Annotated in this window: 13 protein-coding genes; 6 read left to right on the forward strand and 7 right to left on the reverse strand. The window is 74.8% G+C overall.

The window, feature by feature from the left end; genetic code table 11:
• Positions 1–28 precede the first annotated feature (28 nt).
• Genes FIC82_RS05130 through FIC82_RS05140 form a run of 3 tightly spaced genes read right to left on the reverse strand, consistent with a single transcriptional unit; the run spans position 29 to position 1,662 of the window.
• Positions 29–637: a GNAT family N-acetyltransferase gene (locus FIC82_RS05130; RefSeq protein ID WP_154797816.1), complete on the reverse strand. Its 609-nt coding sequence runs from the start codon at positions 635–637 to the stop codon at positions 29–31.
• A 52-nt stretch (positions 638–689) separates the two neighbouring features.
• A complete protein-coding gene (locus tag FIC82_RS05135) occupies positions 690–1,340 on the reverse strand; it encodes a LytR C-terminal domain-containing protein (RefSeq protein ID WP_253691471.1) in 651 nt (216 codons plus the stop codon).
• Between the two features lie 25 nt (positions 1,341–1,365).
• A complete protein-coding gene (locus tag FIC82_RS05140; protein WP_154797817.1) occupies positions 1,366–1,662 on the reverse strand; it encodes a type II toxin-antitoxin system VapB family antitoxin in 297 nt (98 codons plus the stop codon).
• A 397-nt stretch (positions 1,663–2,059) separates the two neighbouring features.
• On the opposite strand from FIC82_RS05140, the gene FIC82_RS05145 reads away from it, so the two are divergent.
• The 6 genes from FIC82_RS05145 to FIC82_RS05170 all read left to right on the forward strand — a co-directional run bounded on the left by FIC82_RS05145 (position 2,060) and on the right by FIC82_RS05170 (position 10,107).
• Entirely contained in the window at positions 2,060–2,152 is a 93-nt protein-coding gene (locus FIC82_RS05145; protein ID WP_154797818.1) for a potassium-transporting ATPase subunit F, read from the forward strand.
• Between the two features lie 14 nt (positions 2,153–2,166).
• Positions 2,167–3,852: a potassium-transporting ATPase subunit KdpA gene (gene kdpA / locus FIC82_RS05150; protein WP_154797819.1), complete on the forward strand. Its 1,686-nt coding sequence runs from the start codon at positions 2,167–2,169 to the stop codon at positions 3,850–3,852.
• Positions 3,849–6,041: a potassium-transporting ATPase subunit KdpB gene (gene kdpB, locus FIC82_RS05155; RefSeq protein ID WP_154797820.1), complete on the forward strand. Its 2,193-nt coding sequence runs from the start codon at positions 3,849–3,851 to the stop codon at positions 6,039–6,041. The genes kdpA and kdpB overlap by 4 nt, the downstream gene beginning before the upstream one ends.
• 110 nt (positions 6,042–6,151) lie before the next feature.
• Positions 6,152–6,787: a potassium-transporting ATPase subunit KdpC gene (kdpC, locus tag FIC82_RS05160; RefSeq protein ID WP_154799849.1), complete on the forward strand. Its 636-nt coding sequence runs from the start codon at positions 6,152–6,154 to the stop codon at positions 6,785–6,787.
• Positions 6,788–6,811: 24 nt separating this feature from the next.
• Positions 6,812–9,412 (forward strand): DUF4118 domain-containing protein, encoded by a 2,601-nt coding sequence (locus FIC82_RS05165; RefSeq protein WP_154797821.1) that lies wholly within the window; start codon positions 6,812–6,814, stop codon positions 9,410–9,412.
• On the forward strand, positions 9,409–10,107 hold the full coding sequence (locus tag FIC82_RS05170) for a response regulator (protein ID WP_253691473.1): 699 nt from the start codon (positions 9,409–9,411) through the stop codon (positions 10,105–10,107). The genes FIC82_RS05165 and FIC82_RS05170 overlap by 4 nt, the downstream gene beginning before the upstream one ends.
• Here the strand turns inward: FIC82_RS05170 and FIC82_RS05175 are convergent.
• The 4 genes from FIC82_RS05175 to FIC82_RS05190 all read right to left on the reverse strand — a co-directional run bounded on the left by FIC82_RS05175 (position 10,089) and on the right by FIC82_RS05190 (position 14,390).
• A complete protein-coding gene (locus FIC82_RS05175) occupies positions 10,089–10,928 on the reverse strand; it encodes a hypothetical protein (RefSeq protein WP_154797822.1) in 840 nt (279 codons plus the stop codon). The two genes, FIC82_RS05170 and FIC82_RS05175, sit on opposite strands and share 19 nt — an antisense overlap.
• 65 nt (positions 10,929–10,993) lie before the next feature.
• A complete protein-coding gene (locus tag FIC82_RS05180) occupies positions 10,994–12,673 on the reverse strand; it encodes an ABC transporter permease (RefSeq protein WP_154797823.1) in 1,680 nt (559 codons plus the stop codon).
• Positions 12,670–13,635, reverse strand: coding sequence for an ABC transporter ATP-binding protein (locus FIC82_RS05185; protein WP_168731505.1), 966 nt, complete (start codon positions 13,633–13,635; stop codon positions 12,670–12,672). Before FIC82_RS05185 ends, FIC82_RS05180 begins: the two co-directional genes overlap by 4 nt.
• Positions 13,632–14,390, reverse strand: coding sequence for a TetR/AcrR family transcriptional regulator (locus tag FIC82_RS05190; RefSeq protein ID WP_168731506.1), 759 nt, complete (start codon positions 14,388–14,390; stop codon positions 13,632–13,634). The genes FIC82_RS05185 and FIC82_RS05190 overlap by 4 nt, the downstream gene beginning before the upstream one ends.
• Positions 14,391–14,685 lie beyond the last annotated feature (295 nt).

Below are 14,685 nucleotides of genomic sequence, written 5' to 3' on the forward strand. Positions count from 1 at the left end.
AGCCCGGGTTCGGCGAGGGGCGGGGTGCCTAGAGGCGCCGGCCCAGCAGCAGGCCTTCGGGGACGTCGAGGCGGGTGAAGCCGAGGTGCTCGTAGAAGCCGATCGCGGAGACGTTGTCCTCCGAGACGCCCAGGTGGACGCCGGGGGAGCCGGCTGCGCGGAGGGCGTCGAACAGCGTGCCGAGCAGACGGCGGCCGTTGCCGCCGCCCTGGGCGGCGGGGAGCAGGTCGACGTGGAGGTGCGAGGGGTAGTCGCCGAGCACGGATCGCTCCGTGAGGTGCGGGCGGTGGATCTGCGCGACGAGCGCCTCGTCGCGCGACCCCTCCGGGAAGCTGCCGAGGGGGTACCTCTCGCGCAGCGGCGGCCACCACTCCCGCTCGGACCGGGCCTCGAACGCCGCCGTGTCCCGCGCGCCGAGCACGTAGCCCGCGGCCACGCCGTCGGCCTCCACGACGAACGCGAGGTCCGGTTCGAGGGCGAGGTACGCCCCGAGGTAGACCTCGCCGAGCAGCCGCGGGTCCGCGTACAGCGCGGTCGCGTCGCCGCCGGACGCACCGGTCCGCAGGCAGATCTCGTACAGGCGGTCGACCTCGGCGGGGTCGGTGGTCCGGGCGGGCCGGAGGGGCAGGGTGCTCATGGGTACCGTTCGGCGGTCGTGAGGCCCGGCGAGAGCCGGGCGCGGGACGTGCTCAGCCCTCGGCGGGCGGCACGGGCAGGGGGCGGGGCGTGATCTCCTCGATCGGGACGCATCCCGACCGGCTCTCCATCGGCACGTCACCCGTCAGGCCGACGAGCTCCTGGTCCACGACACCGTCGAAGTCCGCGCCCACGTACAGGTCGACGGTGGCGTCCTCGCGCGCGTCGAGCACGAGGCCTGCGTCCTCGTAGTGGGCGGCGAGGGTGTACGCCTGGGCGACGCCGGCCGCGCCGAAGTGGATCTGGGTGCGCGTCATGACGTCGGCGTCGCCGTCGCCGTCGAGGTCCGGCGCGTTGCCCGTGGAGAGCACCGCGAAACCCCGCGACGTGAGGATGTCCTGGTTGAGGCGGCCCAGGGGGTCGTCCTTGCCGGACGCGTTGTAGACGTTGACCTGGACCTCGCCCGTCGCCACGGGGAGCGTGCCCTCGGCGAGGCACGGGACCTCGACGTCGGCGAGGTCGTCCACGGCCTCGGGGGTCGACAGCGGGCGGTCGAACGGGGCGTCGATCGCGCCCGTGTACACGGCCAGCGCGCCGAGCCCGACGACGGCGAGCGCGGCGATGAGGAGCCCGAACACGACGGCCTGACGCTCGTGCATGCGTCGGCGACGTACGGCGCGCGCGGTGTCGGGGCGGGTGGTCACGCCAGAAACCTACCTGACCCGGTGCTCAGCGCACGGTCAGCACGCGCGCGTGCAGGATCGCGCGCTGCTGCAGGGCGGCACGGACCGCGCGGTGGAGGCCGTCCTCGAGGTAGAGGACGCCCTCGAACTCGACGACGTGCGCGAAGAGGTCGCCGAAGAACGTGGAGTCCTCGGCGAGCAGCGCGTCGAGGTCGAGCGTGCGCTTGGTCGTCACGAGCTCGTCGAGGCGCACCTGGCGCGGGGGCACCTCGGCCCAGTCCCGCGCCGTCACGCGGCCGTGGTCCGGGTAGGGGCGACCGTCGCCGACGGCCTTGAAGATCATGCGGCACATCCTAGGGGCACGACGGCGCCCCTCGCCGCCGAGGGCGGGGTGACGGTCACGTGGTCGTCACGATATCCCCACGGGGAGGACCCGTCTCGTCCGCGTCGTCATGCGCCCCGCGGCGCTGGGCGCTGCCGGTCCGGGGGCGTCCCGTCAAAGTTCCGGCAGAGGGCGTCAAGGTTCCGTCAGAGCCCCGTCCGGAGCACCCCGGCCGGGCGTAGAACGGCAGTGCGCCCGGGTTCCGGGCGCCGGCACGACGCCCGACCGGGCGCCCGGTCGACCGTCGTCGAGAAGGCGTTCCCACCATGGCCGACCTGGCCTTCCTCCTCCTCACCGTGGCGTTCTTCGCCACGGTCGCGCTCGTCGCGCGTCGTCACGGCTCGTCGGGGGGTACCCGATGATGGTGCTCGACTGGATCGCGCTCGGCGCCGTCGTCGCCGTGCTGGGCTACCTCTTCGTCGCGCTGCTCCGCAGCGACCGCACCCGGTGAGCGCCGCGATGCCGATGGCCGTCGCTCCGGTCGACGCCGCGGTCGTCTGGACGGCCGTCGGCCAGGTCGCGCTCCTCGTCGCGGCGCTCGTCGCCGTGCACGCTCCGCTCGGCGCCTACATGGCGCGGGTCTACTCCTCGCCGAGGCACCTGCGCGTGGAGCGCCTCGGGTACCGGGTCGCGCGCGTCGACCCCGACGCGGAGCAGACCTGGAGCACGTACCTCTTCTCCCTGCTCGGCTTCTCGATGGCGTCCCTGCTCGTGCTCTACGGGCTCGGGCGGCTCCAGGAGCACCTGCCGCTGAACCTCGGGTTCACGGGGCTGGACCCCGCCGGGGCCTGGAACTCCGCGGTGTCGTTCGTGACGAACACGAACTGGCAGTGGTACTCCGGCGAGGCCGCGGCCGGGCACCTGCTCCAGATGGCGGGCTTCGCGGTGCAGAGCTTCGTGTCGGCCGCGGTCGGCATGTCGGTCGCGATCGCGCTCGTGCGCGGGTTCACCCGTTCGGGGACCGACGCGCGGATCGGCAACTTCTGGTCCGACCTGACCCGTTCCGTGGTCCGCATCCTCCTGCCGATGGCCTTCGTCGCCGCGGTGGTCCTCGTGGCGAACGGCGTGATCCAGAGCTTCAGCCCGCACACCGCGGTCGAGACGCTCTCCGGCGGGACGCAGCACGTCCTCGGGGGTCCGGTCGCGTCCCAGGAGGCGATCAAGGAGCTCGGCACCAACGGCGGCGGGTTCTTCAACGCGAACTCGGCGCACCCGCTCGAGAACCCGAACCCGTTCACCAACCTGTTCGAGATCTTCCTCCTGCTCGTCGTCCCGTTCACGCTGCCGCGGACGTTCGGGCTGCTCGTCGGCGACCGTCGGCAGGGCTGGGCGATCCTCGGCGCGATGGCCGGGCTGTTCGCCGTCGCGCTGACGCTCGCGACGTGGTCCGAGCTCGCCGGGCCCGGGGCCGCGCCGCAGGCCGCGGGCGGGGCCATGGAGGGCAAGGAGACCCGGTTCGGGCTCGCCGCCAGCGCACTGTTCGCGACGGCGACGACCGGCACCTCCACCGGCGCGGTCAACGCGATGCACGACTCGCTCACCGCCCCGGCGGGCGGCGTCGTGATGTTCAACATGCTCCTCGGCGAGATCGCGCCGGGCGGCGTGGGCGCGGGCCTGTACGGGATGCTCGTGCTCGCGGTGGTCGCCGTCTTCGTGGCGGGCCTCATGGTCGGTCGTACGCCCGAGTACCTGGGCAAGAAGATCGGTCGTCAGGAGATCACGCTCGTCGCGCTGTACGTCCTGACCACCCCCGCGGTCGTGCTCGTCGGCACGGCGCTGTCGGTCGTCCTGCCGGACGGGCTCGCGGGCCAGCAGGAGAGCGGGCCGCACGGCCTCTCCGAGGTCCTGTACGCGTTCGCGTCCGCCGGCAACAACAACGGCTCGGCGTTCGCCGGCCTGAGCGTCGGGACGCCGTTCTACAACACCCTGCTCGGTCTCGCGATGCTCGTCGGCCGGTTCGTGCCGATCGCGCTCGTCCTCGCCCTCGCCGGCCGGCTCGCCTCCCAGCGCGCCGTCCCCGCGTCGGCCGGCACGCTGCCGACACACCAGCCGCTCTTCGTCGGCCTGCTGGCCACGGTCGCGCTGGTCGTCGTCGGCCTCACCTTCGTCCCCGTCCTCTCCCTCGGTCCTGTCGTGGAGTCCCTGTCATGAGCACACCGCTCGCCCCTGCCGCCCACCCGTCCACCGACCTCTCGCCGGGCACGCCCCCGGCGGAGCGGGAGAGCGCCGGCGGCCCCGGGCGCGACCGCCGCCCCCGCGCCCTGACCTGGGCGCAGGCGCGCTCGGCGCTCCCGTCCGCGCTGCGCAAGCTCGACCCGCGCGAGCTGTACCGCTCCCCGGTGCTGTTCGTCGTCGAGATCGGTGCCGTCGCGACGACCGTCCTCGCCGCGCTCGACGCGGACCTGTTCTCCGTCTCGATCGCCGCCTGGCTGTGGGCGACGGTGCTCTTCGCGACGCTCGCCGAGTCGATCGCGGAGGCCCGCGGCAAGGCCCAGGCGTCCAGCCTGCGCGACACGCAGAAGAGCACGACCGCGCGCCGGGTCGACGCCCCGGTGGACACCCTCGACAGCGGGACCGGGCTGCACCTGCTGCCCACCGTGGAGGTGCCGTCGTCGCAGCTGCGGGTGGGCGACGTCGTCGTGGTCGTCGCGGGGGAGACGATCCCGGGCGACGGCGACGTGATCGAGGGCGTCGCGTCCGTGGACGAGTCCGCGATCACGGGCGAGTCCGCCCCGGTGATCCGGGAGTCGGGCGGGGACCGGTCCGCCGTCACGGGCGGGACGGTCGTGCTCTCGGACCGGATCGTCGTGCGGATCACCGCGCCGGCCGGGCACACGTTCGTGGACCGGATGATCGCGCTCGTCGAGGGCAGCGAGCGCCAGCGCACGCCCAACGAGATCGCGCTCAACGTCCTGCTGACGTCGTTGACGATCGTGTTCGTCCTCGCCGTCGCGACGCTGCAGCCGTTCGCGGCGTACTCCGGGGCGAAGCAGCCGCTGATCGTCCTCGTCGCGCTCCTCGTGTGCCTCATCCCCACGACGATCGGGGCGCTGCTGTCCGCGATCGGCATCGCGGGCATGGACCGGCTCGTGCGGCGCAACGTGCTCGCGATGTCGGGCCGCGCGGTCGAGGCGGCGGGCGACGTCGACGTGCTCCTGCTCGACAAGACGGGGACCATCACGCACGGCAACCGGTTCGCGACCGAGGTGCTCCCCGTGGGGCACGTCGGCACCACCGAGCTCGCCGATGCCGCACGCCTGGCCTCGCTCGCGGACGAGACCCCCGAGGGGCGCAGCATCGTCGACCTGGTGAACGGCTTGGACGGTCGCACCCGGGACGAGCTCGACCGGGAGGTCGCCGGCGCGCAGGTCATCCCGTTCACGGCGCAGACGCGCATGTCCGGCGTCGACCTCCCGCTCGCCGACGGCGGGATGCGCCACCTGCGCAAGGGGGCGGGCTCGGCGGTGCAGCGCTGGGTCCACTCGACCGGGGGCTCCGTCACCGGTCGTGAGACCGACGAGCTCGCCGCGCACGTCGAGACGGTGAGCGCGCAGGGCGGGACGCCCCTCGTCGTCGCCGAGCAGGTGGGCGACGGCCCGGCCGGGGTGCTCGGCGTCGTCCGGCTCAAGGACGTCGTCAAGGACGGGTTGCGCGAGCGGTTCGACCAGCTTCGCGCGATGGGGATCCGGAGCGTCATGGTCACGGGCGACAACGCGATCACCGCGCGCGCCATCGCGGCCGAGGCGGGCGTGGACGACGTCCTCGCGGAGGCGACCCCGGAGGACAAGCTCGCCCTGATCCGGCGCGAGCAGGAGGGCGGGCGCCTCGTCGCGATGGCCGGCGACGGCACGAACGACGCGCCGGCGCTCGCCCAGTCCGACGTCGGTGTCGCGATGAACACGGGGACGACCGCCGCGAAGGAGGCGGGAAACATGGTCGACCTCGACTCGAACCCCACGAAGCTCCTGGAGATCGTCGAGATCGGCAAGCAGCTCCTCATCACGCGCGGCGCGCTCACCACGTTCTCCGTCGCGAACGACGTCGCGAAGTACTTCGCGATCCTGCCCGCGATGTTCCTGGGCGTGTTCCCCGCGCTGGAGGTGCTCAACGTCATGCGCCTGTCCAGCCCTGAGTCGGCGATCCTCTCCGCCGTGATCTTCAACGCGCTGGTCATCGTCGCGCTCGTCCCGCTCGCGCTGCGCGGCGTGGCGTACCGCCCGGCGTCCGCGTCGGCGCTCCTGCGCCGCAACCTGCTGGTCTACGGCGTGGGCGGGCTCGTCGCGCCGTTCGTCGGGATCAAGCTCATCGACCTCGTCGTCTCGCTCCTCCCGGGCCTGTGAGCCCGGTGTCGAAAGGAACCTCTGTGCCCAGCACCTCGCCCGTCTCGTCGGGCGCACGCCCCCCGGCAGCCGGCGGCGCCGTCTCCTTCGCCCGGCAGTCGTGGGCGGGCCTGCGGGTCCTGCTCCTCCTGACCGTCCTGCTCGGCGGGCTGTACCCGCTCGCGGTGACGGGTGTCGGCCAGGCCGTCTTCGGCTGGCAGGCGAACGGCTCGCTCGTCCGCGCGGACGGCACCCGCGCGTCGTCGGTCGACGACACGGGGGCCGACGGCGCCCCGGTCGTCGGGTCGGTCCTCGTCGGCCAGTCGTTCGGCGAGCCGGGGACGGCGCCCGAGTGGTTCCACGGCCGCCCCTCGGCGGCCGGGGAGGGCTACGACACCCTCGCCTCGGCGGGGTCGAACCTGGGCCCGAACAACCCCGACCTCGTCGCGGCGATCGAGGAGCGCCGCGCGGCCGTCGCGGCGGAGGACGGCGTCGACCCGGCGACCGTCCCGCCGGACGCCGTGACGGCGTCGGCCTCGGGTCTCGACCCGCACGTGTCGCCCGCGTACGCGTACCAGCAGGTCGACCGCGTCGCCGCGGTGCGCGGGCTCGACCCCGCAGCGGTTCGCACCCTGGTCGACGACGCGGTGGCGGGCCGGGTGCTCGGCGTCCTCGGCGACGAGCGCGTGAACGTGCTCGCGCTCAACCTCGCGCTCGACGACCTGGCGCCCGCCGGGACCGCGTCCGAGGGCTCGGGCGCGTCCTGACGTGCGACGTGATGGACTGCGCGCATGAGTGCGGACACGCCTGACGGGCGGCGCCGGGGGAGGCTGACGGTCTACCTCGGCGCCGCACCCGGCGTCGGCAAGACGTTCGCGATGCTCGACGAGGCCCTGCGACGCCGGTCCCGCGGGACCGACGTCGTGGTGGGTCTCGTCGAGACGCACGGCCGGGCCGCGACCGCGGCGAAGGTCGGCGACCTCGAGGTCGTGCCGCGTCGTGCGGTCGGGCACCGGGGCGTCGAGCTCACCGAGCTCGACGTCGACGCCGTGGTCGCGCGCGACCCGGACGTCGCGCTCGTCGACGAGCTCGCGCACACCAACGCGCCCGGCTCGCGCCACGCCAAGCGGTGGCAGGACGTGCACGACCTGCTGGACGCCGGGATCGATGTCGTGACCACGGTCAACGTGCAGCACCTGGAGTCGCTCACGGAGGACGTCGAGGCGATCACGGGCGTCCGCCAGCGTGAGACCGTCCCCGACCACGTGGTGCGCGAGGCCGACCAGATCCAGCTCGTCGACCTCTCGCCGCAGGCGCTGCGGCGGCGGCTCGCGCACGGGAACGTGTACCGGGCCGAGCAGATCGACGCGTCGCTGTCCTCGTACTTCCGCGAGGGCAACCTCACGGCGCTGCGCGAGCTCGCGCTCCTGTGGCTCGCGGACCGCGTGGACGACGCCCTCACCCGGTACCGCGCCGACCACGCGATCTCCGGGACGTGGCCGGCGCGCGAGCGCGTCGTCGTCGCGGTGACCGGCGGGCCCGAGAGCGCGACGCTGCTGCGCCGCGGCGCCCGCATCGCCGAGCGGGCCGCGGGGTCGGAGCTGCTCGCCGTGCACGTGCTCGCGACCGACGGGCTGCCCACCGCCTCGCCCGCGGCCATCGCGACGGACCGCGCGCTCGTCGAGTCCCTCGGTGGCACGTTCCACACCGTCGTCGGGGAGGACGTCGCGTCGGCCGTCGTCGACTTCGCGCACGGCGCCAACGCGACGATGGTCGTCGTCGGCGTGTCCCGGCGCTCGCGGTGGCGCGAGGCGTTCCTCGGCTCGACGAGCGCGGAGATCGCCCGGCTCTCGGGCTCGCTCGACGTGCACCTCGTGACCCACGAGCGGGCGCGCTCGGGTCGGGTCGCGCGGCGTGGCTGGAGCCCGTTGTCGGTCCGGCGCCGCGTCGTGGGGTTCGTCCTCGCCGTCGCGGCTCCGGTCGCCCTCACAGCACTGCTCGACGCCGCCCGGGAGAGCGTCGGGCTGTCGACCCAGGTCATGCTCTTCCTCGCGCTGTCGGTCGGCGTCGCGCTCGTCGGCGGCATGTGGCCCGCGCTGGCCTGCGCCGTCGTCTCGTTCCTGTGCCTCAACTGGTTCTTCACGCCGCCCACCGGGCTGCTCACCGTCGCCGACCCGGAGAACCTCCTCGCGCTGCTCGTGTTCGTGCTCGTCGCCGCCGCCGTCGCGTCCGTGGTCGACCTCTCGGCCCGGCGGACCGTGCAGGCCTCCCGCGCGCGGGCCGAGGCGTCGACGCTCGCCGCGCTGTCCCGGTCCGTGCTGTCCGGGGAGGACACCGCCGGAGCGGTCGTCGCCCGCCTCGCCGAGACCTTCCAGCTCCGGCGCGTCGCGCTCGAGGAGCGGGCGCGCACGGACGGTCGGGCGCGCGACTGGGCGACGATCGCCGTGGCCGACCGCGCCGTCGAGGTCGCCCCGGCACCCGCCGGGACCCGCGGTCGGCGCGGACCGGGGACCGGCGAGGAGACCCGGACCGTGGTCAGCGTCGACGACGACCGCCGTCTCGTCCTCGACGGCCGCCCCCTGCCGGCCGGGGACCGGCAGGTGCTGGAGGCGTTCGGCGCGCAGGCGGGCATCGTGCTCGAGTACCGCCGGCTCCGCGAGGAGGCGGCGCGCGCCGCCGTGCTCGCCGAGACCGACGCGACCCGCACGGCCCTGCTCGCCGCGGTCTCGCACGACCTGCGCACCCCGCTCGCCGCGATCCGTGCCGCCGTCGACGGGCTCCGCTCTCCCCAGGCGGTCCTGGAGCCGCAGGACCGCACGGCGCTCGTCGAGACCGCGGCCTCCGAGACGGAGCGGCTCGAACAGCTCATCGACAACCTGCTCGACCTCTCGCGCCTGCAGACCGGCTCCGTGGCGCCCGTGCTGCGCGACGTGTCGCTCGAAGAGGTCGTCCCGGTCGCGGTCGAGCCGCACGGCGCGCGCGTCGCGCTCGACGTGCCCGAGGACCTCCCGCTCGTACGCACCGACCCCGGCCTGCTGGAGCGCGTCGTCGCGAACGTCGTCGCCAACGCGGTGCGGTTCGCGCCGCCCGGGGACCCCGTCACGGTCCGGGCGTCCGCGTCGGGCGGCATCGTCGAGGTGCGGGTCGTGGACCGCGGACCCGGCGTGCCCGACACGGCCAAGGAGCGCATGTTCGAGTCGTTCCAGCGGCTCGGCGACGCGGGCGGGCACGGCGTCGGGCTCGGGCTCGCCGTCGCCCGGGGCTTCGCCCGCGCCGTCGGGGCGACCCTCGTCCCCGAGGACACCCCGGGCGGAGGGCTCACCATGGTCCTGACAGTCCCCGTCGCGCCGCCGCGCGACCCGGCACGCACCGAGCGGGAGGAGCACGCGTGAGCGAGGACCCGGCGACCCACCACGTGCTCGTCGTCGACGACGACCCCGGCCTCCTGCGCGCGATCGCGATCACGCTGCGCACCCACGGCTGGAAGGTCAGCACCGCCACGTCGGGCGAGGCGGGTATCGATGTCGTCGCGACGGGCGCACCCGACGTCGTGCTGCTCGACCTCGGCCTGCCCGACCTCAGCGGGTTCGACGTCATCCGTGCCGTCCGGGCCTGGAGCGCGGTGCCGATCGTCGTGCTCTCGGCCCGCCACCTCGGCGACGACAAGGTCGACGCGCTCGACGCCGGGGCCGACGACTACGTCACCAAGCCCTTCGCGATGCCCGAGCTCATGGCCCGGCTGCGGGCCGCCGTGCGGAGGTCGGCCGGTGCCGCCCGGGACGGGACCGCCGTCGTCGAGGCGGGCGACCTGCACATCGACCTCGCGCGACGCCGCCTCCTGCGGCGCGGGGCCGAGGTGCGGCTCAGCCCCACCGAGTGGGCGCTCCTCGAGATCCTCGTCGCGCAGCGGGGCCGCGTCGTCGAGCGCGAGCACCTGCTGCGCGAGGTGTGGGGCCCGACCGCCACCCGGGACACCCACTACCTGCGGGTCTACCTCGCGCAGCTGCGCCGCAAGCTCGAGGACGACCCCGCCGCGCCCCGGCACCTCATCACGAGCCCCGGGATCGGCTACCGGTTCGAGGAGTGACCCGCCGCGTCGTCGACCAGGCGCGCGAGCTCGCGCACGACGGCGCCCGGCAGCGCGGGCGGGAACAGCAGCGCGCGCTGGAGCTCGCCCGCGCGCCAGCCGTCGCACGCGAGCGCGGCGAGCACGAGCGACGACGGCGCGCCCTCGTCACGCCACGCGCGCAGCACGAGCGCGTGCACCGCGTGCTGCCCCTCCGGGACATCGTCGCGCGCGACCCCGCCCAGCGCGTACAGGCGCAGGAGAGCGGCGGCCTTGCGCGAGTCGTCGAGCGCCGCGACCGACGCCCCGACCGCCGCGCGCGACGGGTCGAGACGTAGCGGCGAGAGGTCGTCGAACCCGGACTGCAGGACCTCGAGCGCGACGTCGTCGACGAGCGTCTCCGCGTCGCCGAACATCGAGCGCAGCGTCGACTCGCTGCGCTCGCAGCGGCGGGCGACCGCGGCGAGCGTGACGTTCTCGACCCCCTCCTCGAGCGCGACCCGCAGGACGGCGTCCACGAGCGGGCGCTCGTCGTCGCGGAACGGGTCCTCGTCGAGGTCCACGTCGCGGAAGACGACGGCGCTCGCCGGCGGGCGCACGTCCGCGTACCGGGAGAGGTCGCCGAGCAGACCCTCCCACTCGCCCTCGGTGAGGGCGTACGCGTCCTGGTAGAGGCCCAGCCACGTCCCTTCGAGCGCGAGCGCCGCGACCCACGTGCGGGGGTCGAGCCCCGCCGCGTCGCCGGGCGCCCGGGCGCCGTCCGGGGTCGGGATCGCGGCGACCCACTCGTGCAGAGCGGCCCTGGCCGAGCGCGTCGCGTCGCTCCGGTCGGGCGTGGACATGACCGTCACCTCCGTGGTCGGGAAAGGTGGGGTCGAGCCTAGCCGCCGGCCCCCACGGACTCCCGTCAGGGCCGGGGGACGTCGCGGCGCCGGAAGCCCACGAGACCCAGCGCGACGAGCCCGACGGCGAGGAGCGTGAGCCAGACGAACGGCCACGGCTCGACGTCGGCCCCGGGGAGCTGCGGGACGTGCCAGTACGGCGAGACGCCGCTCGCCCACGACGGCAGGTCGAGCAGGGCGCCGAACATCGTCACGACGAACGAGAAGGCGAGGAGCGCCCACGCGAGCGCCGCGAGCCCGGGCCGCGAGCCGAAGGCCGCGACGGCGACCCCGGTGACGACCGCGACCGCCGGGAGGTAGGCGAAGGACGCGCCGAGGTAGGCGCCGAACCCGAAGGCGTCCTCGCCGACGCTCAGCGCGCCGAGCCACAGCCCGACCGCGCTCACGGCGAGCAGCACCGACGTCCCGAGCAGCGTCACGACGAGCTGGGCACCCAGCCACCGCACGCGCCCGACCCCGGTCGCGAGGACGGGCTCGAGCCGTCCCGCCGTCTCCTCGCCGCGGGCCCGCTGGGCGGACGCGACCGCGAACCCGCCCGCGCCGAGCCCGAGGAACAGCGCCATGATCGCGACGAACCCGGCAACGAGGTCGGTCGGGTCGCCGAGCATGGCGGCGATGTCGGGGTTGTCGGCGACCATGTCACCCACCGAGTCGACGAACGTCCCGCACGCGAGCGCGGTGACACCCACCCCGACGCCCCAGGCCAGCACCGACGCGCGCTGCTGGCGCCACGCGAGGGCGAACGGGCTCGCGAGCCACGCGGCGGCGTCGGGCCTCCCGGCGCGCGGCGGGACGAGGCCGGCGCCGAGGTCGCGCCGGGCCGCGAGCGCCGCGCCGAGGGCGAGGAGCAGCACGACGAGAGCGACGGAGAGGCCGAGCGGCCACCAGCGCAGGTCGACGAACGCGCGGATCTGCTGCGCCCACCCGATGGGGGAGAGCCACGAGACCCAGCTCCCGTGCTCCTCCTGGACGTCGCCGACCGCGCGCAGCAGGAACGCGATGCCGAGCACCGCGAGCGCGAGGCCGCTCGCGGCGCGCGCGTGCTCGGTGACCTGGCTCGTCACGATCGCGACGGCGGCGAACACGAGCCCGGTCACGCCCACGGCGGCGCCGAGCGCGAACGAGTCGACGACCTCGAGACCGGCGGCTGCGAGGACGGCCCCCGTCGCGAGCGCGACGGCCGCGTTCGCGACGAGCGCCGCGAGGAACGCCGCCGTGGCGGGGGCGTGGCGCCCGACGACCCCGGCCCGGACGAGCTCGGCGCGGCCGGTCTCCTCCTCGGCGCGGGTGTGCCGCACGACGAGCGAGATGCTCATGATCGCGACGGCGACGATGACGGTGAGAGCCATCTCGTTCGCGATCATCGCGCCGAGCGTGTAGTCCTCGATGCCGTACTGCGGTCCGGACAGCATGATGCCCGCGGGGCTCGAGACGAGCGCCGCGCGCCCCTGCCGGTCGGCCGCGGTGGGGTAGAGGGTGTCGAGCGCGACCGCGGCGTACCCGAACAGCAGCGCGACCGAGGCGGTCCACACGGGGATGCGGACGCGGTCTCGGCGCAGGGCGAAGCGGAGGAGCGTGGCCCAGCCGGTGGCCGCTCGCCCGCGCCGGTGCGGCTCGGGGGTGACGACGGCGGTGCGCCGTCCGCGCTGTGGCGCCGCCGTGCGGGCGGTCCCGGGGGCGCTCACAGCGCGCCCGCCCCGTCGAGCACGGCGAGCTCGTCGCCGTAGTGGCGCAGGAACAGCTCCTCGAGCGAGGGCGGGTTGACCGCGACGGAGCGCAGCCCGAGGTCGGTGAGCGCGCGCAGGACGACCTCGACGTGGTCGTTGTCGACGTCGAACCGCGCCCGTGCCCCGTCCGCCCCGGGCTCGACGACGAGGTCGTGCACGCCGTCGAGCGTGCCGAGCGCGGACGGGTCGCGCTCGGTCACGGCGGTGACCGACGAGCGCGTGAGGTGCCGCAGCTCGGCGAGCGTCCCGGACTGCACCGTGCGGCCCGCGCGGATGATCGTCACGGTGTCGCACAGCTTCTCGACCTCGGCCAGGATGTGGCTCGAGAGCAGGACGGACCGACCCTCCGCGGTGACCTCGCGCACGCACTGCGTGAACACCGACTCCATGAGGGGGTCGAGGCCGGACGTCGGCTCGTCGAGGACGAGCAGCTCGACGTCGGACGCGAACGCCGCGACGAGCGCGACCTTCTGCCGGTTCCCCTTGGAGTAGGTGCGCGCCTTCTTGGACGGGTCGAGCTCGAACCGGTCGAGCAGCAGCTTCTTGCGCTGCGGGTCGACGCTCCCGCGCAGGCGGGTGAGCAGGTCGATCGCCTCGCCCCCGGTGAGGTTGGGCCAGAGGTTCACGTCGCCCGGCACGTAGGCGAGGCGTCGGTGGAGGTCGACGGCGTCGCGCCAGGGGTCGCCGCCGAGCAGCCGGGCGCTCCCCGAGTCGGGCCGCAGCAGCCCGAGCAGCACGCGGATGGTGGTCGACTTGCCCGCGCCGTTCGGCCCGAGGAACCCGGCGACCTCGCCCGCGCGGACGGTGAGGTCGAGGCCGTCGAGCGCCTGCACGTGGCCGAACGCCTTGCGCAGGTCGTGGATCTCGACGGCGGGGGTGCCGGCGGGGGTCGTGCTGGTCGTGGTGGTCGTCGTGGTCACGTCTGCTCCTCGGTCGGGGGCTGCTCGTCTCGTGGTGCGGCGTCGTCCGCGTGAGCGGGTGCCGCAGGACCGCGCGGCGGGTCGCCGACGTAGAGGAGGTACTCGTCGAGCATGCGTCGGTCGGTGAGGAACCCCTCGGTGAACAGCTCGAGCGCGGGCAGCGCGATGTCGTCGAGGTAGTTCCGGGTCGAGGTGCTGAGGTCGCCCGGCTCCTCCGGGGAGTCGAGGGTGAGCCAGAGCAGGAGGGTCCCCATCGAGCTGAGCACGAGGTAGCGGGCGCGGGCCTCCTCGTCGCGGCTCGGGCGCGCCGTGCCGAGCGCGACCGACTCCCGGATGTACTCGGCGGTGTCGGCCGTCAGGTGGTCGACGAACGCGCGCGCGAGCTCGCCCCCGGCCTGGAGGCTGCGCAAGGCGTAGCCGATGGTGGGCGCGTAGTCGTCCACCCGGGCGAACCACGCGGACATCGGGGTGGCCCCGGCGACGTCCGTCATGACCTCCCGCTTCGACGTGCGGACGATCTCCAGCACGTGCTCGTCGCACGCGGCCCGCAGCCCGTCCTTCGAGCCGAAGTGGTGCACGACGAGCGCGGCGCTCACGCCCGCGTCGGCCGCGATGGTGCGCAGGGGCGCGCCGAACCCGTCGCGTGCGAAGCGCGAGATGGCGGCGTCGCGGATGCGGGCGCGGGCCGTGAGGTCGTCGGCAGCCGACGGCGCGGGGCGGCCGCGCCCGGTCGGCGAGGGCTGGTCTGAACGCACGTTCAACACACTAAACGCTTGTTCAGCGCGCGTCCACCCACGAGGACCGCCCTGTCGGTCGCCCTCGGCACGTGCGCGGTGTGAGCCGTCTCGCGGAGATCGCGGCCACCGAGGGCGTCAGACCCCTGCCGTTCCGGGCCTGACACCCGTAGGCTGGGGGGTAGCCGTCGGCGGCACCGCCGGCGCCACGTCCCGGCGCGTCGGACCGTCGGGACGTCGAGAGGCCCGTCGCACTCGTGCGACGGGCCTTTTCGGTCCCGGCGGCCGTGCCGAGGACTGGCTCGGGGCGGGTGGG

The sequence above is a fragment of the Cellulosimicrobium protaetiae genome, assembly GCF_009708005.2.
GTDB lineage: Bacteria > Actinomycetota > Actinomycetes > Actinomycetales > Cellulomonadaceae > Cellulosimicrobium > Cellulosimicrobium protaetiae.